The 23,051-nt window shown below is 49.7% G+C and carries 16 protein-coding genes; all 16 read left to right on the top strand.

What is annotated here, in order from left to right:
• The first annotated feature begins 205 nt into the window (after positions 1–205).
• Positions 206–1,558 (top strand): ABC transporter substrate-binding protein, encoded by a 1,353-nt coding sequence (locus NYE70_RS09265; protein ID WP_341045745.1) that lies wholly within the window; start codon positions 206–208, stop codon positions 1,556–1,558.
• Positions 1,559–1,683: 125 nt separating this feature from the next.
• On the top strand, positions 1,684–2,559 hold the full coding sequence (locus tag NYE70_RS09260) for a carbohydrate ABC transporter permease (RefSeq protein ID WP_211019881.1): 876 nt from the start codon (positions 1,684–1,686) through the stop codon (positions 2,557–2,559).
• Between the two features lie 2 nt (positions 2,560–2,561).
• Positions 2,562–3,395: a carbohydrate ABC transporter permease gene (locus NYE70_RS09255; RefSeq protein ID WP_211019880.1), complete on the top strand. Its 834-nt coding sequence runs from the start codon at positions 2,562–2,564 to the stop codon at positions 3,393–3,395.
• Positions 3,396–3,430: 35 nt separating this feature from the next.
• Positions 3,431–4,453, top strand: coding sequence for a glycoside hydrolase family 130 protein (locus NYE70_RS09250; protein ID WP_341045743.1), 1,023 nt, complete (start codon positions 3,431–3,433; stop codon positions 4,451–4,453).
• Between the two features lie 88 nt (positions 4,454–4,541).
• Positions 4,542–5,501, top strand: coding sequence for an acetylxylan esterase (locus tag NYE70_RS09245; protein WP_341045741.1), 960 nt, complete (start codon positions 4,542–4,544; stop codon positions 5,499–5,501).
• A gap of 49 nt (positions 5,502–5,550) precedes the next feature.
• Positions 5,551–7,635, top strand: a complete 2,085-nt coding sequence (locus NYE70_RS09240; RefSeq protein ID WP_341045739.1) for a methyl-accepting chemotaxis protein — start codon at positions 5,551–5,553, stop codon at positions 7,633–7,635.
• Positions 7,636–7,834: 199 nt separating this feature from the next.
• Entirely contained in the window at positions 7,835–12,661 is a 4,827-nt protein-coding gene (locus NYE70_RS09235) for a glycosyl hydrolase (RefSeq protein ID WP_341045738.1), read from the top strand.
• Positions 12,662–12,829: 168 nt separating this feature from the next.
• Positions 12,830–13,885 carry a LacI family DNA-binding transcriptional regulator gene (locus NYE70_RS09230; RefSeq protein WP_341045737.1) on the top strand — a complete coding sequence of 352 codons (1,056 nt, stop codon included), beginning with the start codon at positions 12,830–12,832 and terminating at the stop codon, positions 13,883–13,885.
• Between the two features lie 102 nt (positions 13,886–13,987).
• Positions 13,988–15,805: a translation elongation factor 4 gene (gene lepA / locus NYE70_RS09225; RefSeq protein ID WP_211019874.1), complete on the top strand. Its 1,818-nt coding sequence runs from the start codon at positions 13,988–13,990 to the stop codon at positions 15,803–15,805.
• A 90-nt stretch (positions 15,806–15,895) separates the two neighbouring features.
• Positions 15,896–16,222: a hypothetical protein gene (locus NYE70_RS09220; protein WP_341045736.1), complete on the top strand. Its 327-nt coding sequence runs from the start codon at positions 15,896–15,898 to the stop codon at positions 16,220–16,222.
• Positions 16,223–16,247: 25 nt separating this feature from the next.
• The gene (gene hemW / locus NYE70_RS09215) at positions 16,248–17,429 is read left to right on the top strand and encodes a radical SAM family heme chaperone HemW (RefSeq protein ID WP_247681548.1); all 1,182 of its coding nucleotides are present in this window, start codon (positions 16,248–16,250) and stop codon (positions 17,427–17,429) included.
• A gap of 132 nt (positions 17,430–17,561) precedes the next feature.
• The gene (locus NYE70_RS09210; RefSeq protein WP_211019871.1) at positions 17,562–18,029 is read left to right on the top strand and encodes an N-acetyltransferase; all 468 of its coding nucleotides are present in this window, start codon (positions 17,562–17,564) and stop codon (positions 18,027–18,029) included.
• 105 nt (positions 18,030–18,134) lie between these two features.
• Positions 18,135–19,166, top strand: a complete 1,032-nt coding sequence (hrcA, locus tag NYE70_RS09205; protein ID WP_211019870.1) for a heat-inducible transcriptional repressor HrcA — start codon at positions 18,135–18,137, stop codon at positions 19,164–19,166.
• 67 nt (positions 19,167–19,233) lie between these two features.
• A complete protein-coding gene (grpE, locus tag NYE70_RS09200; protein ID WP_341045734.1) occupies positions 19,234–19,830 on the top strand; it encodes a nucleotide exchange factor GrpE in 597 nt (198 codons plus the stop codon).
• Positions 19,831–19,884: 54 nt separating this feature from the next.
• Positions 19,885–21,729 (top strand): molecular chaperone DnaK, encoded by a 1,845-nt coding sequence (gene dnaK, locus NYE70_RS09195; RefSeq protein WP_341045733.1) that lies wholly within the window; start codon positions 19,885–19,887, stop codon positions 21,727–21,729.
• Positions 21,730–21,885: 156 nt separating this feature from the next.
• A complete protein-coding gene (gene dnaJ, locus NYE70_RS09190; RefSeq protein WP_341045732.1) occupies positions 21,886–23,007 on the top strand; it encodes a molecular chaperone DnaJ in 1,122 nt (373 codons plus the stop codon).
• Positions 23,008–23,051: the final 44 nt, after the last annotated feature.

Raw genomic sequence — 23,051 nt, 5'->3', positions numbered from 1 at the left:
CTAATATAAAATCAGTATACATTTATCGTTAATAAAGATAAAGAGACAGACTCCGATGTTTCTATTTAAGCTACAATTAACTTAACACATAAACTAATTAATTAACTAATATTAATTTCGTAATTGACGGGAAAGCGTATTCAAGATAGAATGAAAAAGTAGTTTATCGATAACCTAAATAGTTAAGTTGAAAGGGGTTAATGAAGTGAAGAAAAACAAAGCACTATTTGGTTTCATGGCATTGGTACTCGTACTCTCAATGCTGGCAGGATGTGGAAAGAGCAATAACGCGGCGGAAAACAACACGCCTGCAAACAACACGGGGGCGAACAATTCTTCGTCGGAACAAACAGAGAAGAAAATCGCCGGAGAAATTACCGTGCTCACGCAGAGAACAGATATTGTAGATACGGTGTTCAAAGACTATGCCGCAGAATTCAACAAAAAATATCCTGACGTTAAAGTAAACTTCCAGGCCTTGTCCGATTACGAAGGCCAAATCACGGTTCGTATGAACTCCGATGATTACGGCGATGTTTTGCTCTTGCCGACCAGCATTCCGCTGAAGGATTCTCCTGATTTTTATGAGCCGCTTGGCGAATTGTCGGAACTGAGCAAACAGTATATCGGTTTGGAAGAAAGAACCGTGGATGGTAAAGTATACGGAATTCCGACTGCCGTGAACTTCTCAGGCATTCTGTACAACAAAAAAGTGTTTGCGGATGCAGGCATTACAACAGCGCCTAAAACACCTGAAGAATTCTTGAACGCTTTGAAAGCTATTAAGGATAAAGGCGATGCGATTCCTTTGTACACGAACTATGCTGACAGCTGGCCTTTGACACAGTGGGAAGCCGTACTGACCACAGTAGCAGGCAGCGTGGATTATGTAAACGTGGAACAGCCGAACACGGACGATAACTTTGTAGCCGGCAAGCCACACTACGAACTTTATAAAGTAATGTATGACGCTGCAAAAGAAGGTTTGATCGAAAAAGACCCAACAACAACAAACTGGGAAGCTTCGAAAGCTGATATGGCGAACGGCAAAATCGGTGCCATGGTACTCGGTTCCTGGGCGATTGGACAAGTTCAAGGCTTGGCCGCAAATCCGGACGACATCGCTTATATGCCATTCCCTACGAATGCAAGCGAAGTAATCATGCCGCTTGCTGACGATTACACAGTCGGTATTAACAAACACAGCAAAAACAAAGATGCGGCACGTGCTTGGATCGACTGGTTCATTAACGAGTCCAACTATCCTACAGAACAAGCCGGCGGTATGAGCCCGGTTGTCGGCGCTCCGCTTCCTGCAACCTTGAAACAATTTGAAGGATCTGACGTGAAATTCGAACTGCAAACTCCTTCCCAGCCTGGTCAAGAAGGCCTGGTCGACAAAATTGACAAGGATGCAGAAATTGGTCTTTGGCAGCCTGAATTCAAGAAACGCATTATCGAAGCAGGCATCGGCAACTTGAACGAATCCTATGATGACATCATGAAGGATCTGAACGACGCATGGGTGAAATCCCGCGCGAAAGTAACGAAAGAATAACAGACCGACCAAGTATTTGACACCCGGAAATAAAAAAATGGGAAACGCGCGCTAGGTGCGTTTCCCTTATATTTGACTTGTAGAGACAGAGACCATATGCAGCAAGATTATTGGAGGTGTGAGTGGTGTTCAAAAATTTAAGCTACAAAACACAGCGGAAGGTCATCATTGTCGCCTTCTCGCTAATTCCGGTCGTGTTATTGTTTACTTTCGCATATTTGCCCGTATTTAATATGTTCAAGTACAGCTTTACCGATTGGAACGGTTACAGCAAAAGCTATGATTATGTAGGTTTGGAAAACTACAAAACGATTTTTACGGATTCTAAATATTTTACCGTATTTAAAGTCAGTTTGTACTATTTCGCGGGCTCCTTTGTACAGATGGCCCTGGCCTTATATTTCGCAACGATACTTAGCTTCAATGTTCGCTTCAAGAATTTCTTTAAAGGCGTCCTGTTCTTCCCTTACCTGCTGAACGGGGTGGCCATCGGTTTTATTTTCCTGTTCTTCTTCAGACCGGACGGTACGCTTGATACTTTGATGCAGTCCATAGGCTTGGGTGCTTACACACAAGGCTGGCTGCTGAATCCGAAGATCATTAATATCTCGCTTGCAGGAGCATCTCTCTGGAGATACATGGGCTTCAACTTTATTATTTTTCTGGGCGCGATCTCCTCGATCGGCAAAGACGTGTATGAAGCCGCAGAAATTGACGGTGCCAACCGCTGGCATCAATTCCGGCACATTATTCTGCCGAGCATCAAGAGTATTGTGCAGTTAAATCTGATTTTGGCTATTAGCGGAGCCATCAGCGCCTTCGACATTCCATATATTATGACCGGCGGATCGAACGGAAGTAATACGTTCGTTATCCAGACCGTAACCACAGCGTTCAAATACAACAAGCTGGGCCTTGCTTCGGCCATGGCTGTCGTTCTGTTGTTTATCGTCATCATCGTGACTTTACTGCAGCGCTTGTTGATTAAGGAGGAGAAGTAAACATGTACAGACTTAAGTATACGGCGGCGAGCATTGTAAAGTACGTAAGCTTGCTCCTTGGCGCGTTTGCTGCTCTGATTCCGATCGCTGTAGTTCTGTTTGCCTCCTTTAAGACGAATAAGGAATACGGCGATACCAGTCCATTGACGCCTCCGGATAACTGGCTTAATTTCGCTAACTATTCCAAAGCGTTTATCAACGGGAAAATGCTGCTAGGTTTCGGAAACACGGTCATTATCGTTGTTATTTCGATCATCGGGGCTACACTCATCGGGTCCATGATCGCGTACGTACTGAATCGTTTCAAATTCCGGGGTAACAAGCTTCTGATGGGCGCATTTCTGTTGGCTACCTTGATTCCAAGTGTAACTACACAGGTCGCGACATTCCGGATCATCAACTTCTTTCATTTGGTGGATACCCGGTTTGCTCCAATCTTGTTGTATCTCGGGACCGATATCATCGCCGTTTACATTTTCATTCAATTTTTGGATTCCATCTCGGAATCGCTGGATGAATCGGCCATGCTGGACGGAGCGTCCTATTTTACGATCTACTGGCGGATTATCCTGCCGCTTCTGGCTCCGGCCATCGTTACGGTAATCATCGTTAAAGGCGTAAATATTTATAACGATTTCTATACGCCTTTCCTTTATATGCCGAGTGAGGACCTTCAGGTTCTTTCGACCGCATTGTTTAAATTTAAAGGCCCATACGGTTCCCAGTGGGAAGTCATTTGCGCCGGCATTATGATTACGATTCTTCCGATTCTTATCGTATTCTTGGCCCTTCAAAAATATATTTATAACGGATTTGCGCAAGGCTCGGTTAAATAAAAAAACATTTTTTCATTATGGAAGGAGATTGCATCATGACTACAGTCAACATTATTGGAGAGAACCTGCCGAATATCCCTTGGCAAGACAAACCGGAAGGTGCAGTAGGACCTGTCTGGAGACATAGCGAAAATCCGGTCGTAAAAAGAAATCCGGCCAAAGGCATCGCCCGTATTTTTAACAGTGCCGTAGTTCCGTATGAAGGAAAATTTGTCGGTGTATTCCGCGCCGAAACGATCAATGGCCGCCCTCATTTGCATATGGGCTGGAGCGATAACGCGCTGGACTGGAAAATTGAAGAGGATCGCATTCCTTTCGTAGACGAGGCAGGCAAGCCTTTTCAACCGAACTATGCCTATGATCCCCGCCTGGTGAAGGTCGAAGATACTTACTATATCATTTGGTGCACAGATTTTTACGGAGCATCCATCGGCGTGGCGAAGACGACCGACTTTAAATCCTTTGTACGTCTGGAAAATCCATTCCTTCCATTCAACCGGAACGGCGTGCTTTTCCCGAAAAAAATCAACGGCAATTTCGTGATGCTCTCCCGCCCGAGCGACAGCGGACATACGCCATTCGGCGATGTATTTCTGAGCGAAAGCCCGGACTTCGTCTATTGGGGCAAGCATCGGCATGTTATGACAAAAGGCGGACAAGGCTGGTGGCAATCAGTTAAAATCGGCGGCGGTCCCGCTCCGATCGAAACTTCCGAAGGCTGGCTGATGTTCTATCACGGAGTTACCGGAACCTGCAACGGGCTCGTATACAGCATGGGCGCCGTCATCCTTGACAAGGACGAACCGTCCAAAGTCAAATACCGTTCCAGCACTTACGTCCTTACGCCGGAAGAATGGTATGAGGAGCGCGGGTTCGTACCTAACGTTATCTTCCCTTGTGCGACCTTAACTGATGCGGAAACCGGAAAAATCGCCATCTACTACGGGGCGGCGGATACGTATGTAGGCGTTGCCTACACCACGGTTCAGGAAATCGTTGATTATGTAAAAGCAACGCATGAAGAAGTAGGCGACGACTCCGAAATCGGAATTATGTAATCACTAATCACATCAAGTAATAATAGTCAGCGAAAACGGATAACTCTTATGGAATTATCCGTTTTTGTCTTATTAGGAGGAGACAACCATGGCTAACGATAAAGTGGAAGATTTGCTGAAATACACCGGGATCAGTCCGAAACCGGACGATTTTGATGCCTATTGGGATCGGGCGTTGAAGGAGTTAGACGCTCAACCGCTCGATTACGAACTGGTGGAGGCTGATTTCCAGACGCCGCTTGCCGCGTGCTACCATCTGTATTTTACCGGTGTTGGCGGTGCCAGAGTGCATGCGAAATTTGCCAAGCCAAAACAACTCCAATCCGAAAAGGGACCCGGGCTCGCTCTGTTTCACGGTTACCATACGGGCAGCGGAGACTGGTCCGATAAAGCGTCCTACGCCGCCCACGGTATTACGGTGATCGCGATGGATTGCCGGGGACAGGGAGGGATGTCCGAAGACAATTTCATTACAAAAGGCACGACGTTGAAGGGGCATATCATCCGCGGTATCGATGAGGAAAATCCCGATAAATTGTATTACCGTAACGTGTTTCTCGACTTGGTGCAATCCGTCCGGATATTAATGTCCATGGATCAGGTAGATGAGAAGAAAATTGCGGTGCACGGCTGTTCCCAAGGCGGGGCGCTTACGGTAGCTTGCACTGCATTGGAACCTAGAGTAAGTCTGGCGATTCCTGTATACCCTTTCCTGACGGATTATAAAAAAGCATGGGAAATGGAGATTACGTCATCCGCTTACGAAGAAATCGCTTATTATTTCCGGTTTATGGATCCGCTGCATCAGCGGCAGGATGAAGTTTTCAACAAGCTCGGCTATATCGATATTCAGAACCTTGCGGACCGGATCCGGGCCCGGGTTGTATTTGTGACAGGCTTGGCCGATACGGTTTGCCCGCCTTATACGCAGTTTGCAACCTATAACAAGATTCAATCGGACAAGGAACTCGTCGTATACCATGAATATGGTCATGAGTACCTGCCTTATTTGGGCGACCGAGTTATGCAGGAATTATTGAAGATGTAATAAGAAGCAAGTCCTATCATGAAGGAACAGGTTCAAAGGGGGAATTGGAATGAAGATCCATCAACCGCATCATACAAAAAGTCCTTATACCCGATTTCGCGAAATTGGAATTCATCCATCGAAGTCGGTAGGAGCACGTTTGTTTTTTATTTTTTTCGTAGCCACTTTGGTCTTCGTTTTGAGCCTGGGTATAGTTTCTTATCAAATGTCCAGAAACACGATTGAACGTAACGCAGAGCTGTCTAACCAGCAAACGGTCAATCAGACGGCGGAGAAGCTGGAGCTGGTGCTCAAACGATACGAGGATTCGCTTCAGCAATCGATGTTCAGTAATGAAATACAGGATCTGGTACGGCAAGGATCGTTAAGCGGTACCGAAGCCAGACAACAAATCATCATCAAGCAGAAGCTAACTTCGGCGCTCGGAAACTGGGCGTTTTCTAACCCTGGAGTATTGGGCGTATATCTGATTCCTGAAAATGATGTCATGGAAAACGTAACGTCCGGGATGAAGGATGATGCTTTCTTTGAGGGCGCCAAGCAGGCGGAGTGGTTCGAACAGGCGCTGGCAACGGACAAAACGGTCTGGATGGCGGAAAAGGAAGGCGGGCAGGGGCAAGGACCTTCAGCGTTGTTCCGTTTGGCGAAGGCATTGCCGGGTTCGGTCGGGACAAGCTATGTCATCGTAGCCGACATTAAAAGTTCCGTTTTGAGCGAAGAATTGAAAAAGATAAATCTCGGCGACAAGTCGGTGGTTCAGCTAATTTCCGCGGACCGGGATTTGATTGCTTCCTCGGCCGAGGCCGGGCAAGCGGGGCATGATGCCGTTATGGGTAACGTGGATCCGGAGCAGGAACGCGGGAGCCTGCATGGGAAGGATGAGGACGGGAACAAAAGCTTAACCGTATTCAGTACGCTAGGTTCTGCGAAGTGGCGGTTGATCAGCGTCATCCCTGTCGATGAACTGATTAAGGATGCCAAGAAAATCCTAATGACCACTTATTTATCCGCATTGATCGTAGCACTGATCGCAGTCGCCGTTGGCTTTTGGATGGCCAGAACGATCGCCGGTCCGCTCATTAATATGAAGATGTTAATGCGTGAAGCCGCCAAAGGTAACTTAACGGTGCGGATGAGCTCCCGAAGCAAGGATGAAATCGGAGAATTGTCCCTTTCGTTTAATGAAATGATGGAACAGATTACGGGGCTAGTCGATCAGACCGGCCAGACGGCGCTGGAAGTACTGGACACGGCCAGGGAGCTTGGCGAAGCTTCGCGCAAAACGGCGGTCTCGGCCAAAGAAATCGCAGCGGCTACCGAACAGATCGCCATCGGAGCAACGAATCTGGCCCAGGAAGCGGAGCGCGGCAACGAGCTGACGGAGCAAATGTCCGGGCAGATGCGACAATTCATTGAAGTGAACCGGGAGATGGGGGACTCGGCGATCAGTGTCGGAGAATCCAGTGAACGGGGAATCGGGCAACTGGAGGCGCTGGAAATCCAGACCGGTTTGACCGGACAAAAGACCGGAGCCTTGGTGGAGAGGGTAAACGGTCTGAAAGAGACGACCTCATCGGTGCTTCAGGTATTGGATGTCATGCAAAACATTACGAAACAGACGAATATATTGTCGCTGAACGCGACGATCGAAGCGGCGAGAGCGGGGGCGGCGGGCAAAGGATTTATGGTCGTGGCCGATGAAATCCGCGGATTGGCCGAGCAATCCAGGCAATCGATCGAGATGGTCGCCACGATTGCGGACGGCATCATGCATGAAATGAATGAGACGGTTGCCGCTCTGTCCGAAGTGACACCGTTATTCGGAAGGCAGAGGGATACGGTTCAAGAGACGAACGAGATTTTCTTTGCCGTCCGTGAGGAGATGAGGGCGTTTATAGAACGCTTGGACACGGTGACGGACTCGATCGGCCGGTTGTATGATTCCCAGTCCGTGCTGTCCGAGTCGATGGGCAACGTAAGCGCCGTAGCGCAGCAATCCTCCGCGACTTCCGAGGAAGTGGCTTCTTTGAGCGGAGAGCAGCAGGATGTCAGCGAAATGCTTGTCCTTTTATCTGGAAAGCTGGAGCAGGCCTCGGCGAAGCTTAAAGAAAAATTGTCGGTTTTTAAGTTTTAATTCAAATTGGCTTTTGTGTTGTTTGTTATCTAAATATTATCAAAACATAATAATTATATTATTCAATTAGCGCTAACTTTATTGTTTTATTTGCTTCTTGATGCTAATATTTATGACGTAGACAAAAATATTAGTACCTGAAGGGAGGTTAGTGCTCATTTTTTTATTGCACTCATTATGAACTGAAGGGGTGAGGTTTTTGAAGAAAATTAGAAGAGGGGGAACAGCCGCCCTCCTGGCAGCAGTTTTGACGCTGCAGTTAGCGGTGCCGATGGGTTCCATTCAAGCCGCCGGTACGACGGTGGAGAAGGCTCAGACCATTGCCGTTCAGAGTGGAGCGCATTGGGCGCAGTCCAGCATCGATCAATGGACGGGCTATGGGGTAGTCAAAGGTTATCCGGACGGGTTCTTTCATCCGAATGAAAAGGTAACCCGGGCCGAATTGGCCACGATCATTAACCGGATGTTTGGTTTCTCAGCGAAATCAGATAAGCCGTTTGCGGATGTTCCTGCGGAGGCTTGGTACAGCGACTCTATGGCGATTGCGAGTGGCGCGGGGTATTATGAAGGATTTCCCGGCAACTTGGCCAAAGCGACTGCTAATGTAAGCCGGCAGGATGCAGTAACCTTGATTTCGAAAGCGTTCTCACTAACAAATGAAAGCGCTGTTAAACCTACGAACTACCAAGATGAACAAGATATCAGCGAATATGCCCGTAAAGCGGTTTCGGCGTTAAGCGGGGCCATCTCCGGTTATCCGGACGGCACGTTCCGCCCGAACCAGCCTATGACCCGGGCAGAGCTCGTTACCGTGCTGAATCATCTGGTGAGCAAGTTTTATCATAGCGCGGGAACCGTTACGGGCGGAGAAGCTGCCGGCCATGTCATGATTAACCGGACCGGTGTAATTTTGAAGGACAGCAGCATCTCCGGAAATCTGTACCTGACTCCTGGAATTGGTAACGGGGATGCCGAACTGCATCAGGTAAAAGTACAGGGGACGGCGTTTGTATCGGGAGGCGGAGACCAGTCGATACATATTGCCGACTCGGAAATAACGAACCTGATCGCTAATCGTATCGGCGGCAAGGTAAGGATCGTCCTGTCGGGAACGACTCGATTGGGACATGCTGACTTTAACACTGCGGCTATTTTGGAATTGGGGAACGGTACCGCAGTCTCCAGTATCACAATCGGCAGCGGAGCGGCCGGTACTACGCTGGAAGGACAAGGCAGCATCGGTGAAATCACGGTATTGGCTGATAATGTCGAGATTAACGGTCAGACCGCTGAAAAGAACAAGAAATACGCTCTTCAAGGCGGGAAATTACAGGTAATCACGCAATCAGGTACTACGCCTAATCCGGGCGGTGCCGCCAACGGCGGCTCGAGTTCCGGTTCAGGGAGTGGCGGCGGTTCGGGGACCGATCCGGGGACGCCTGGAGTAAAAGGCGTGAATCTGGTAGATGATCAGGCGACGGCTGAGACGAAATCGCTGTTTGAGTACCTGAATGAAACGCGCGGTAAGAACGTTTTATTCGGGCATCAGCACGATACCACGGTTTCTTTTGCCGGGAAAGACGATCAAGGCCGAACCATATCGGACGTAAACAATTCAGTTGGAGACTATCCGGTAGTATTCGGTTGGGACACGCTTAGCCTGGATGGGCTTGAGAATCCTCCGGGTGTATCCGGAGATTACGAAGCGAGCCGCATCGCGCTTTCCAAAGCGATGAAGGAAGCATATGAGCTCGGCGGAATCGTGACGCTGAGCACGCATCCGTACAATCCGGTCACGGGGGGCACCTTCAATGATACGAGTAATACCGCGGATGCTACACAATCCGTTGTAGCTCGAATTCTGCCGGGCGGCGACGCAAACGGCAAATTCCGCGAATATCTGGATCGGATCGCCGCTTTCGCCAATCAGTTGAAGGACGATAACGGCAAACCGATTCCCGTATTGTTCCGTCCGTTCCATGAGCAAAACGGCGGCTGGTTCTGGTGGGGAGCGGCCACGACGACGAAGAGCGAGTACGTGGAATTGTACCGTTACACAGTGGAATATTTACGGGATGTGAAGAATGTAAGCAACTTCCTGTATGTATATTCACCGAACGGACCGTTTAACGGAAATGCGAATGAATATTTGACTACCTATCCGGGAGACGAGTTTGTTGATATTCTCGGTATGGACCAGTATGACAACAAGGAAAATGCAGGCAGCGAAGGGTTTTTGAACGGGCTTGTGAAGGATCTGGCCATGATTTCGAAGCTGGCGGACAGCCGCGGCAAGGTTGCGACTTTGTCGGAATACGGCTACAGCGCCGCTGGGATGAAAACGACCGGAAACAACGAGCTGAACTGGTTTACAAAAATCACGGATGCTATCAAGAGCGATCCTGATGCCAAAAGAATATCCTATATGCTGACTTGGGCCAATTTTGGCGAAGGCAACAATTTGTTCGTACCGTATAAGGACGTTCCGGGAAAAGGCAGCCATGAGCTGTTGCCTGATTTTATCAAATTTTATAACGATCCTTACACGTCTTTCTCCAGAGACGTTAAGGGCGCGAATATTTATAGCCGTACCGTCATCGCCGCGAGTGAAAAACCTTTCATGCACATCGTGACTCCTACGCATGTAGGAACGGTAAGCGAAGCTCCTGCGGTCATTCGTGCCAAGGTGTTGAATACGGTACCTTCCAAAGTAACCTATAGTATAGGAAACGCTGGAACGGAAATCGAGATGAAGCTGGACGCCGACGGATATTATTCTGCGGCTTGGCTTCCCGAAGCGGCGCTGAACGGCGGCACGGCTGAGATTACGGTTCGGGCTTATCCAACCGGCGGAGCCATCCTCGAGCAAACCGTTTCCGTGTTCGTAAAAGTTCGCGAGTTGGCCATCAAGCAATTCACTTTTGATACGGCTGACACCCTTGATGCAGTTAAGAACAACGGAACCTGGCCTGAAACAATAACACTGGGTCTCGGTCATAGTGTAGTCGATGGAGATGGCAAGCTGGAATTCCAGGTATCGGGGCTGGAGGTTAAAGACACCTGGCAGGAGTTGAAACTGCAGTTGACTGACAAGGCCTTGTCGGATGTTGATTTGGCTAAAGTCAAGCGCTTAAAGCTGTCCGCGCTCATTCCGGTATCCCTTGCGGGAACGGGTACGGGAGCGGCAATCCAGGCGGTCGCGATGTATCCCGAAGATTGGGACCATAAATACGGAATGAATGCCACGAAAAAGACATTGAACGAACTGGAACAAGTAACGATTGCTGGTAAAGCGTACTACAAATATGATGCTGTCATTGAATTAAACAATGCCGAGGCTGCTAGTAAAGCATCCGGCCTGGCGGTTTCATTGATAGGAAGCGCGTTGCAGCAAAGCGGCAGCGAATCTATCTATATGGATAACCTGGGTCTGTTCAGCGCATATACGGCTCCGATCCTCGATACTTCCCTTGTGGATGATTTCGAAGGTTACGGCGGATCGAGCGAAGCCGTATCGGCGAAATACCCGAAAGCGGGCGGAGACGATATCGGCGTGAGTTTGGACCAGGATCACAAATTGTCCGGCGAATACGGGATGAAGCTCCAATACAACATTGATTCTGCCGGATATACGGGGATCGGTAAAAATCTGGGTACCGTGAATTGGTCCGATACCAATGCATTGCATCTGTGGGTAGCCGCGGGCGAGACAGGCGCTTATGCCAAAGATGGCAAGCCGCTCAAACTGGTCATCCAGCTGCATATGAATGGCTCCGCATACGAAGCGTATCCGGAGTTGGAAGCCGCGGGCGAGAAGGAACTTAATATTTCGTTCAACGACTTTGAGGTGGCTTCCTGGAGCTCGGGAGGGCCAATTTCCAAGGAAAGCCTGAAAAAAGTGACCGGCTTCAACATTTATGTAAACTCGATGGATCAAAGCAAGCATAGCGGTGTTCTGTACTTTGACGATATTCGTGCGGTGAAGGACGACAGCCTTCCGGAAATTCCTGGCCAAGGTCAGGAACCGGGCGGGACGTCGCCTGGAGTATTTTATGCATTTAAATCCGCTTCGGATATCGAAGGATGGAAACTTGACGGCAATACGGCCAAAGCGCTGGCTCCAAAGTTTGATACAACCGAAGCGGCGCTCGCTATCGAGTTTCCTTTAGTGAACACGGGTAAAAATAACTCAGGAGTTTCTAATGAAGAATTCGAGATTTCCAAATCGCCGTCCGGTTTGAATCTGAATGGACTGGACAGCATTACCGCCCGCGTGAAATTAAGTAAGGGTACGGCGAAAGCCCGTCTGTTCATGAAGAGCGGAGCAGGCTGGACTTGGACCGATAGCGGAGCACCGGCAAACGTCGATGCGAACGGCTACACCGCCTTGACGATTTCCTTGCCGGAAGCAGCGGCAGCAGCTGGAGTTGATCTGAAGGATATTAAAATGATCGGCATCAAAGTTGAGGAGATCGGAAACGACGGCGGAACGGCTAACCTCTATTTGAAAGACGTTGTCTTAACTAAGGCGCAGCCTCAACTCGTTTTCGGTTTTGACAAGGATGCGGAAGGCTGGGCGAAGGAAGCAGGTAATGTAACCGTAACTAAGAGCGTATATTCCGAGGATGGACAGGACTGGAATGTATTAAAGGCTGACTTCACTTTAGGAAAAGAAAACGACTTTATGGCGGTGAGCAAAACGGGCGCCATGGACCTGAGCTCTTTTGACGGCATCGAGGCGAAAGTAAAGATCGATTCCGAAATACCGAACGTGAAGGCGAAGCTTTTTATCAAAATGGGAAATGACTGGATTTGGATGGATTCGGGTGAATTAACCGTAGACGGAAAAGGCTTTACTACATTAAGATTCGTGTTTTCTGAATATGGGTACATCGCTAAAGAACCGTTCAACAAAGAGGACCTGAAAGCAGGGAAAGTCATCGGGGTTCAAATCGTGACGCCAGGCGGCATCTCCGAAGGTAACGGGACCTTGTATATTGACGAGATAAAAGGCTTCAAGAACTAATAACTTACAGTTTCATCAAAAGGAGCGGATTCCCCGTTAGATCGGAGGATTCGCTCCTCTTGTATTAGTTTTGAACCGGAGATAGAACTATACAGCGCTTCAATGCTATAATGTTGTGAATCAAGCAATGTTTCCACAAATAGCATTAAGATGTCTGGAGAGAATGTTATGAGCCAAAAAGTAACCATGCAGCATGTGGCGGATGCGGCAGGAGTATCCAAATATGTCGTTTCAAAATCGCTTTCCGGCAAAGGAGGCGTCAATACGGCGACCAGGGAACGCGTGCTGCAGATGGCCGCAAAGCTGGGTTACCGGTTTCAGGCACGCACATCAGGGGTTGACGGAGGTTCGCCGGATGGGGATGAAACGGGGAAAACAACGGTTGTGGTGCTGCTCCCTAATGTGCGTTATCAGCTTCTGGATTCGGTATATTGGGGACGGATCGTGGACGGGATCACCCAGGAGCTGGAGGAAAGTAATGCCAGGGCTGTCGTGATTACGGATCAGACCGCGGACAGTTTTTTATCCCTGGTCCATCAGGACAATATACAAGGCTTTATCGGGGTCGGTCAGGTCAGTCCCCAAGTGCTTCAAGAGGTCGGAAGGCTTCAGGTGCCCATCGTGCTGATTGATCATGAGGAACCGCTGGTTAAGGCCAGCGAACTGTTTGCCGATAACCGGGAATGCTCCTCCCAACTCACGCATCATTTAATCTCTTTAGGGCATCGCTTTATTTACTTTGTGGGGAATACGGATTATTCATTGAGTTTCCTCAGCCGCTGGAAGGGCTATAAGGATGCGATGGAGGAAGCCGGGCTGGAAGTGCCGAAGCAGCAGCAGCTCACAGGTCTTCAAGGTGAGACAAGGGTTGAGCATACGGAGCAGATAAGGTCCATTCTGGAGGATATGAAGGGGCAAGGGGAGTTCCCAACCGCATTAGTCTGCGCCAATGACGCCATCGCGACCTGCGCGGTAAGCGCCTTAAGAAGTATGAATATTGGCGTTCCCGATCAAGTATCCATTACGGGGTTCGATAATATTGAGGATGCTTTTTTGTCCGAGCCTCGGCTTACTACAGTAAATGTTGAAAAAGAATTGATGGGCAAACGGGCAGTGCAGGTTCTGTTCAATCATATGAACCACCCGGAGTTTCCGAAGGAGACGATTTATATGTCGGCTTCCATCATCTACCGGGATTCGATTACGAACCCGCCTGAGTCATAATTGGGATGAAATGTGCACTTAGCGGTCTCACCGATTGATGCAACCCTTTGCAACTGATATAATAAATTGATTGTACTTCAAGGATTTGTGGTGGGGGTAAGGATGACTGACATTAGAGCAAGACAAGAGAAGATACGGAATTTCAGTATTATCGCTCATATAGACCATGGTAAATCGACGCTGGCGGACCGGATACTTGAATATACCGGGGCGCTGACCTCGCGGGAAATGCAGGAGCAGGTTCTGGACAAGATGGATCTGGAACGCGAACGGGGCATCACGATCAAGCTGCAGGCCGTACGCTTGACCTATCGCGCAGACGATGGGGAAGAGTACCTGCTTAATTTGATCGATACACCGGGACACGTCGACTTCACTTATGAGGTATCCCGAAGCCTGGCCGCTTGCGAAGGGGCTTTGCTTGTGGTGGACGCGGCGCAGGGCATCGAAGCTCAAACCCTGGCCAACGTATATCTGGCACTGGATAACAATCTTGAAATATTGCCAGTCATCAACAAAATCGATCTTCCGAGTGCGGATCCGGAGCGGGTGAAGCAGGAGGTCGAGGACGTGATCGGGCTGGATGCCAGCGAAGCCGTGCTTGCTTCGGCGAAGGCGGGTATCGGCATCAAGGAAATTCTGGAGCAGGTCGTCCAGAAGGTTCCCGCTCCTACGGGAGACCCGGACCAGCCGCTCAAAGCGCTGATTTTCGATTCGCATTACGACCCTTATAAGGGCGTTATCGTTTATGTGCGCGTCGTTGACGGAAACATCAAGTCCGGTTCGAAAATAAAAATGATGGCGACGGAAAAAACCTTTGAGGTCATCGAGGTCGGTGCTTTCAAACCGAGCATGACGATTGTGGACGAGCTGAAAGTCGGAGACGTAGGGTTCATCGTTGCCGGCATCAAGCATGTAGGCGATACCCGGGTCGGGGACACGGTTACGGACGCGAAGAATCCGACCGCAGAGCCACTGCCGGGTTACCGGAAGATCAACCCGATGGTTTACTGCGGTCTCTATCCGATCGAAACCTCGGATTATAACGACCTTCGCGAAGCGTTGGAGAAACTGCAACTTAATGACGCCTCGCTCAGCTTCGAGCCGGAAACGTCTAGCGCACTTGGCTTTGGTTTCCGCTGCGGATTCCTCGGCCTGCTGCACATGGACGTCATTCAGGAGCGCATTGAGCGCGAATTCAATATTCCACTCATTACAACCGCACCGAGCGTAATTTATCGGGTCACCCTGACGAACGGAGAGACGATTTCGATCGATAACCCTTCGAACTATCCGGAGGTCGGGAAGATCGAATACGTGGAAGAACCTTATGTGAAGGCAGCCATTATCGTTCCTAACGATTTCGTAGGGACCGTAATGGAGCTTTGCCAGGGGAAACGCGGCGAATTCGTGAATATGGAATACCTCGATACGACGCGGGTAACGATCACTTATCAGATCCCGCTTGCTGAAATCGTATATGATTTCTTCGATCAGTTGAAGTCGAGTACGAAGGGATACGCCTCATTCGATTACGAGCTGTCCGGCTACCGCCAGTCCAATCTGGTGAAGATGGATATTTTGCTCAACAGCGAACAGGTTGACGCTTTGTCCTTTATCGTACACCGGGAACGTGCATACCATCGCGGCCGGATCATTTGCGAGAAGCTGCGTGAGCTCATTCCGCGGCAAATGTTTGAGGTGCCGATCCAGGCATCCATCGGAACGAAGGTCATCGCTCGCGAAACGGTCAAAGCGATGCGCAAGAACGTCCTTGCCAAATGCTACGGCGGTGACATTTCGCGGAAACGGAAGCTGTTGGAGAAGCAAAAGGAAGGTAAGAAGCGCATGAAGCAAGTCGGCAATGTCGAAGTGCCGCAGGAAGCTTTTATGGCGGTACTGAAAATAGACGACAAATAAAAATGCGCGTCGGCGTGATCGACGATCCAAGGAAAGCCTGCGGGCTTTCCTTTCCTTGTAAGAGCCGAATCACGTATTCAGCCCGGTTTGTTGATTGAATTGGAAATATCCAATGAAAAACATCTTAATTTAGCCCATTGGCGGGTTTCATTGGAAAATTCCAATGAAATTTATGAAATTCCCCTTTTGGGCGTGAAATTAGGGATCTCCATTGGAAATATCCATTCCAAAGGGCAAATTGGCCAATGGATCTCTATTTTCATTGGAAATATCCAATGGGCCCAGGTGCGGGAAGAAGAAGTCAGCCACTTAACCACTATAGATGAAGATCCACAGCTAAACGCTATGGAAAAAGGCTATACCAAGAGCTGCATTAAATGTAGCGAAGCAATATTTAGGAGGCATTACCATGAATGAGATCACAGATCAGCAGGGCCAGGGAATGCCTGAGCTTGGGAAAGAAAACAATGCCGCTCCCAAGGCGGTTTATATACACATTCCTTTTTGCACGAACAAGTGCTTTTATTGTGACTTCAATTCGTACGTGCTGAAGGATCAGCCCGTGATGGATTATTTGCGGGCGTTGGATCGAGAGATGGAGTTGACCGTACAGGCAACCCCTCCCGGTGAAATCAAGACGATTTTTGTCGGCGGAGGTACACCGACGGTGCTTAACCCGCAGGAGATGGAGTTCTTCCTGAAATCGGTCCGCAAAAACTTTCCGGACTGGGCGGAGGACATCGAGTTTACGATGGAAGCCAATCCGGGAACGACGGATGCCGAAAAACTGGCGGTCATGAAGGCCGGCGGCGTCAACCGGGTCAGCTTCGGCGTTCAGGCGTTCCAAAATGAGCTGCTCTCGGGAATCGGCCGGATTCATAATACGGACGATGTTTACCGCAGCCTGGAGAATGCCCGCGAGGCGGGACTCCATAATTTGTCGATCGACCTGATGTTCGGTCTGCCGAACCAGACGGTCGAAATGCTGGAGTACAGCGTGGGCCGGGCGCTGGAATTGGGGCTGCCGCATTATTCGATCTACAGCCTGAAGGTGGAGGAAAACACGCTGTTCCATACGCTTTTCCAAAAAAATCAGCTCCCGCTTCCGGGTGAGGAAGATGAACTGAAAATGTACCTTCTGCTTATGGAGCGCATGAAGGCCGCCGGATACAAGCAGTATGAGATCAGCAATTTTGCCAAGCCGGGCTATGAGAGCCGACATAACATTACTTATTGGCGAAATGAGGATTATTATGGGCTGGGCGCCGGAGCCCACGGTTATGTCAAACGGCAGCGCCATATGAATATCAAGGGCGTCAATCCGTATGTCGAAGCTGCCAAGCAAAAGCTCCCGAGACTGGACCAATTCCCCGTATCTAAGGAAGAGGCCATGGAAGATTTCGTGATGGTCGGCCTTCGCATGCTGGATGGAATCCGCATGGCCGATTTTACCGCCCAATTCGGGGTTACGCTGGAGGAAACGTTCCATAATCAGTTGCATAAGATGACCTCGGCGGGTTTGTTGGAGATGCATGAAGATCATGGCGGTTATCGTCTCAGCGAAAAAGGAGTTCTGTTCGGCAATGAGGTGTTTGCCGAGTTTATCGGCGCATTGACGACGTAATCGGGTGATCGGCTCTGCATTGGAATTGTGAGCTTGTGCAGATAATTACGCATTTTCTCTCTTGAACTTTTATACGCCATCATGTATATTTATTCATATCAGTTTTTAGGATGGGTTCGAGGGGGAGAGACTATGCAGGCCGTAGCCGTGTGCAGACAAGCGACAATTGAAGATGTCGAGCCGCTTTATATAATGATTGAGAATTACAGCCGTCAAGGGATTATGCTGCCGCGCTCCCGCGCCGTGCTGGAACGGCAGATCCACGATTTTGTCGTCGCTGAAATTGACGGCATCGTCGTAGGCTGCGGTTCGTTATGCAAGCTGGGTGAAGAACTGGTGGAAATCCGGTCGCTTGGCATTGCGGAAGGTTATAAGGGCCGGGGACTCGGATCCATGCTCGTTGAGCAGCTTGTGCATGAAGCTAAGAAACGCTCGCTTTTCAAGGTAATGGCTTTGACCTATGAAGTTTCTTTCTTCTTGAAGAACGGATTTACCGTAGTGGAAAAAGAAATTTTTCCCGAAAAGGTTTGGACGGATTGCGTAAACTGCGCCAAGCAGCATGCTTGCGATGAAATAGCCGTACTTAAGATACTGAACTGACTTGACAATCGTCAGGTTGGTTTGGTATTTTTGTATTAGTGATTAGCACTCAACAGACTAGAGTGCTAACGAGCTTCAAACATTCAGTAAACAGGAGGGATTTCCATGTTGACGGAACGCCAAAGAATGATTCTGACGGCTATTGTAGATGACTATATTCGATCGGCGGAACCCGTGGGATCCCGAAGCATCTCCAAACGGGGGGACGTCGGGTATAGCCCGGCTACCATCCGCAACGAGATGGCCGATCTGGAGGAACTCGGATTTCTGGAGCAGCCGCATACTTCGGCCGGACGCATTCCTTCCCATAAGGGATACCGGTACTATGTGGATCACTTGGCTCCACTAAATCTGCTTGAGCCAAACGAGTTCAAGATGATGAAGACTTTCTTCGCGGAAAAATTGAATGCCATCGAACAGGTTGTGCAGCATGCCGGAACGATACTGTCCCATATGACGAATTACACTTCCATCCTGCTTGGGCCGGAAGTTTTTCATACGTCTCTGCGGCATTTTCAGCTGCTTCCGCTCGGCGAGAACACGGCGGTTGCCATTATTGTGACAAGCACGGGCCAGGTCGAAAACAAAACGGTTTCGATCCCGTCTGGAGTTTCCGTGTCCGATATGGAAAAGGTTGTGAATTTGCTTAACCGGAAGCTTACAGGGGTACCTATTTATAAGCTGAAGACGGCTCTATACAACGAAATCGGGCAAGAGATGCAGCGGCATGTCGAACATTTCGAGGAACTGATGAACGTGCTGGATGAAGCGCTGGATGGCGGTCAGGACGGACAGCGTCTGTTTCTCAGCGGAACGACAAATATGCTGAATCAGCCCGAGTTCAGGGATATCGATAAAGTGAAGAGCATACTCGACCTATTCGAAGAAACGCCGACCTTAATGAAAATGATGATTTCAGCGTCGACGGGCACCGGCATTCAAGTAAGGATCGGGACTGAGAACGACCACCAGGCTTTCGCTAACTGCAGCCTGATTACGGCGACTTACGCCATCGAAGGCGAAGCCGTAGGGACGATCGGGATTTTGGGACCGACCCGTATGGAATATGCCCGGGTGATCGGGATTTTGGATATATTATCTAAAGACTTGACCAAGTTTTTATCCCGGCTGCATTAATAATGAAAATGAGCAAACTAAGCGTACCAGACAACATGGCAACATTTATAGCTAAGGAGGTGACATCTTGAAGGAACAAAAGCCGATTCAGGATAACATCCAGACGGGTGTGGAAGAAGAGTTTAATGTGAACGGTACTGAGAATCAGGACCCGAACCGGGTGGAAGAGCCCGAGGTGTCCGCAGAAGAGGTTCAGGAGACTGGATCTGCAGGGCAAGCCGAGCTGGACCAGTTGCGGGCTGAAGCGGAGGACCACAAACAGCGTTTGCTCCGTACGCAGGCCGATTTTGATAATTTCCGCCGCCGCACGGTGAAGGAGAAGGAAGAGCTTGGTAAATATGCTTCCTCCAAACTTATCGTCGAATTGCTGCCGGTCATTGATAACTTTGAACGCGCTTTGGGCACGGTGTCGGAGAATGCAGATGTTTCTTCTTACGCCAAAGGGGTGGAAATGATTTTCCGCCAGTTTGAAGGTGTATTAAAAGCGGAAGGCTTGACTCCGATGGAGTCGGTGGGCACGCCGTTTAATCCCGAGTTTCATCAGGCGATCATGCAGGTCGAAAGCGATGAATATGAGGAAGGTATCGTTGTGGAAGAAGTTCAGAAGGGTTACCTGCTGAAAGATAAAGTGCTTCGTCCGGCGATGGTTAAAGTCAGCGGTTAAATTGAACCGAACAGAAATTATGAAACAGCAACCAATTAAGGAGGATAATTTCCTATGAGTAAAGTAATCGGTATTGACCTTGGAACCACAAACTCTTGCGTTGCGGTTATGGAAGGCGGCGAAGCTGTCGTAATTCCGAACCCGGAAGGCGCGCGTACAACCCCTTCGGTTGTAGGCTTTAAGAAAGACGGCGAGCGCGTTGTCGGTGAAACGGCAAAACGTCAGGCGATCACGAATCCGGACCGCACGATCATTTCGATCAAAAGACATATGGGTACGAACCATAAGGAAAGCATTGACGGCAAAGACTTCACGCCGCAAGAAATTTCCGCAATTATTTTGCAAAAATTGAAATCGGACGCCGAAGCCTATCTTGGCCAGCCTGTAACACAGGCGGTAATTACGGTGCCTGCTTACTTTAACGACAGCCAGCGCCAAGCTACCAAAGATGCCGGTAAAATCGCCGGTCTTGAAGTATTGCGCATCGTCAACGAGCCGACTGCTGCGGCATTGGCTTACGGTATGGAGAAATCCGAAGATCAAACGATTCTCGTATATGACCTTGGCGGCGGTACCTTCGACGTATCGATTCTGGAACTCGGCGACGGCTTCTTTGAGGTTAAAGCCACTAGCGGGGACAACCGTCTCGGCGGCGACGACTTTGACCAAGTCATCATCGATTATCTGGTAGCAGAATTCAAGAAAGACCAAGGCATTGATCTGAGCAAAGACAAAGCGGCTGTACAACGTTTGAAAGATGCTGCTGAAAAAGCGAAAAAGGAATTGTCCGGCGTTCTTACGACGACCATTTCTCTTCCATTCATCACCGTTGCTGACGGCGTTCCTCAGCACTTGGAATTGAACCTGACCCGCGCTAAATTCGAAGAATTGTCCGCAGATCTGGTTGAACGGACTTTGGGACCTACTCGCCGCGCGCTCAGCGATGCCGGCATGACTCCTGCCGACATTAACAAAGTCGTGCTGGTGGGCGGATCTACCCGGATTCCTGCCGTACAGGAAGCCATCAAGAAACTGACCGGTAAAGAGCCTCATAAAGGCGTGAACCCTGACGAAGTTGTTGCCTTGGGCGCAGCCGTACAAGCGGGCGTTCTGACCGGCGACGTCAAAGATGTCGTATTGCTTGACGTAACTCCGTTGTCGCTGGGGATTGAAACCGCTGGCGGCGTGTTTACGAAAATGATCGAGCGCAACACAACGATCCCTACAAGCAAATCGCAAGTCTTCTCGACCTATGCGGATAATCAACCAAGCGTTGAAATCCACGTACTTCAAGGGGAACGCGAAATGGCTGCAGGCAACAAGACCCTCGGACGCTTTATGCTGGGCGACATTCCTTTGGCTCCACGCGGCGTGCCGCAAATCGAAGTCAGCTTCGATATCGATGCCAACGGGATTGTCAACGTGTCGGCTACCGACAAAGGCACTGGCAAGAGTCAGAAGATCACGATCACTTCCTCCAGCGGCTTGAGCGATGACGAAGTGGAACGCATGATGAAAGACGCCGAGCTTCATGCCGAAGAAGACAAGAAGCGCAAAGAACTGGTTGAAGCCAAAAATAACGGCGACCAACTGATCTACAGCGTTGACAAGACGCTGAAGGAACTTGGCGATAAAGTCGATGCGGCTGAAACAGAGAAAGCGAACGCAGCGAAAGAAGAATTGAAAAAAGCGCTGGAAAGCGATAACCTAGAAAGTATCAACTCGGCATCCGAAAAGTTGACCGAGATCGTACAACAGTTGTCCGTTAAGCTGTACGAGCAAGCGGCACAGGATCAACAACAGGCTGAAGGCGCTCAAGGAGCATCGGCGGCAGGCGGTAAAGACAATGTAGTCGACGCCGAATACGAAGTTGTGGATGAGGACAAGAAGCAGGACTAAGAACTGGGCTAAATCACAGGTTACTTGACCGGTGAATAGACTTAGGTGAACTGGGAAGGTCAAAGTGCGGGCTGTTTCCGTGCTTTGACTTTCCTTTTGCCGGATTAAGGAGACTTTGTTCCGGCACGCCAAGCAAGTCATAACGGGGGTGGAAGGATGGCTGAAAAACGGGACTATTACGAAGTGCTGGGCCTCGGCAAGAGCGCTTCGGATGAAGAGATCAAAAAGGCTTACCGCAAGCTTGCGCGTCAATATCACCCGGATGTAAACAAGGCGGATGATGCGGAGACCAAGTTTAAGGAAGTTAAGGAAGCGTATGATGTCCTGAGCGATTCGGGCAAACGCGCACGCTATGATCAGTATGGACATGTCGATCCGAACCAAGGGATGGGCGGCGGCTTTAACGGCGGCGATTTCGGCGGTTTCGGCGATATTTTCGATATGTTTTTCGGAGGCGGTGGCGGTCGACGGGATCCGAATGCCCCGCAGCGGGGAAATGATCTGCAGTACACGATGACCATCGAATTTAAAGAAGCGGTGTTCGGTAAAGAGACTGACATTACGATCCCGCGGACTGAAAATTGCGATACCTGCTTCGGTTCGGGAGCAAAACCCGGAACTAAGCCGGAAACCTGCTCCGTCTGCCACGGCTCCGGACAACAGGAGGTCGTGCAGAACACGCCGTTCGGCCGGATGGTCAACCGTCGCGCGTGCAGCAACTGCGGCGGCAAAGGCCAAATCATCAAGGAAAAATGTCCTACCTGCTCCGGCAGCGGCAAAGTGAAGAAGCAGCGGAAAATTCATGTCCGCATTCCTGCCGGCGTAGACGATGGGGCTCAGCTCCGGATGTCTGGCGAAGGCGAAGGCGGATTGCGCGGGGGACCTGCAGGCGATCTGTATATTGTTATCCGCGTGAAATCGCATGACTTCTTCGAGCGTGAAGGTGATGATATTTATTGCGAGGTGCCTCTGACATTTGCGCAGGCGGCGCTTGGCGATGAAATCGAGATTCCGACCTTGACGGAGAAAGTCAAGCTGAAGATTCCGGCAGGAACGCAAACCGGAACTTATTTCCGTCTCAAAGGCAAAGGGGTACCGAAGCTTCGCGGCATCGGACAAGGCGATCAGCATATCAAGGTCGTGGTTGTAACTCCTAGCAAGCTGAGCGAGGAACAAAAAGATTTGATGCGGCAGTTCGCGGCGCTCGATGGCGAGCATACGCACGAGCATGAACAATCGTTTTTTGATCGGATGAAACGGGCGTTCCGTGGAGATTGACCGTAATATAAAAGCAGCAGTCGAAGGGAAACCTTCGAACTGCT

It is taken from the genome of Paenibacillus sp. FSL R5-0407 (genome assembly GCF_038009185.1).
GTDB classification, from domain to species: domain Bacteria; phylum Bacillota; class Bacilli; order Paenibacillales; family Paenibacillaceae; genus Fontibacillus; species Fontibacillus vini.
This window is presented reverse-complemented; position numbering and strand designations above follow the sequence as displayed.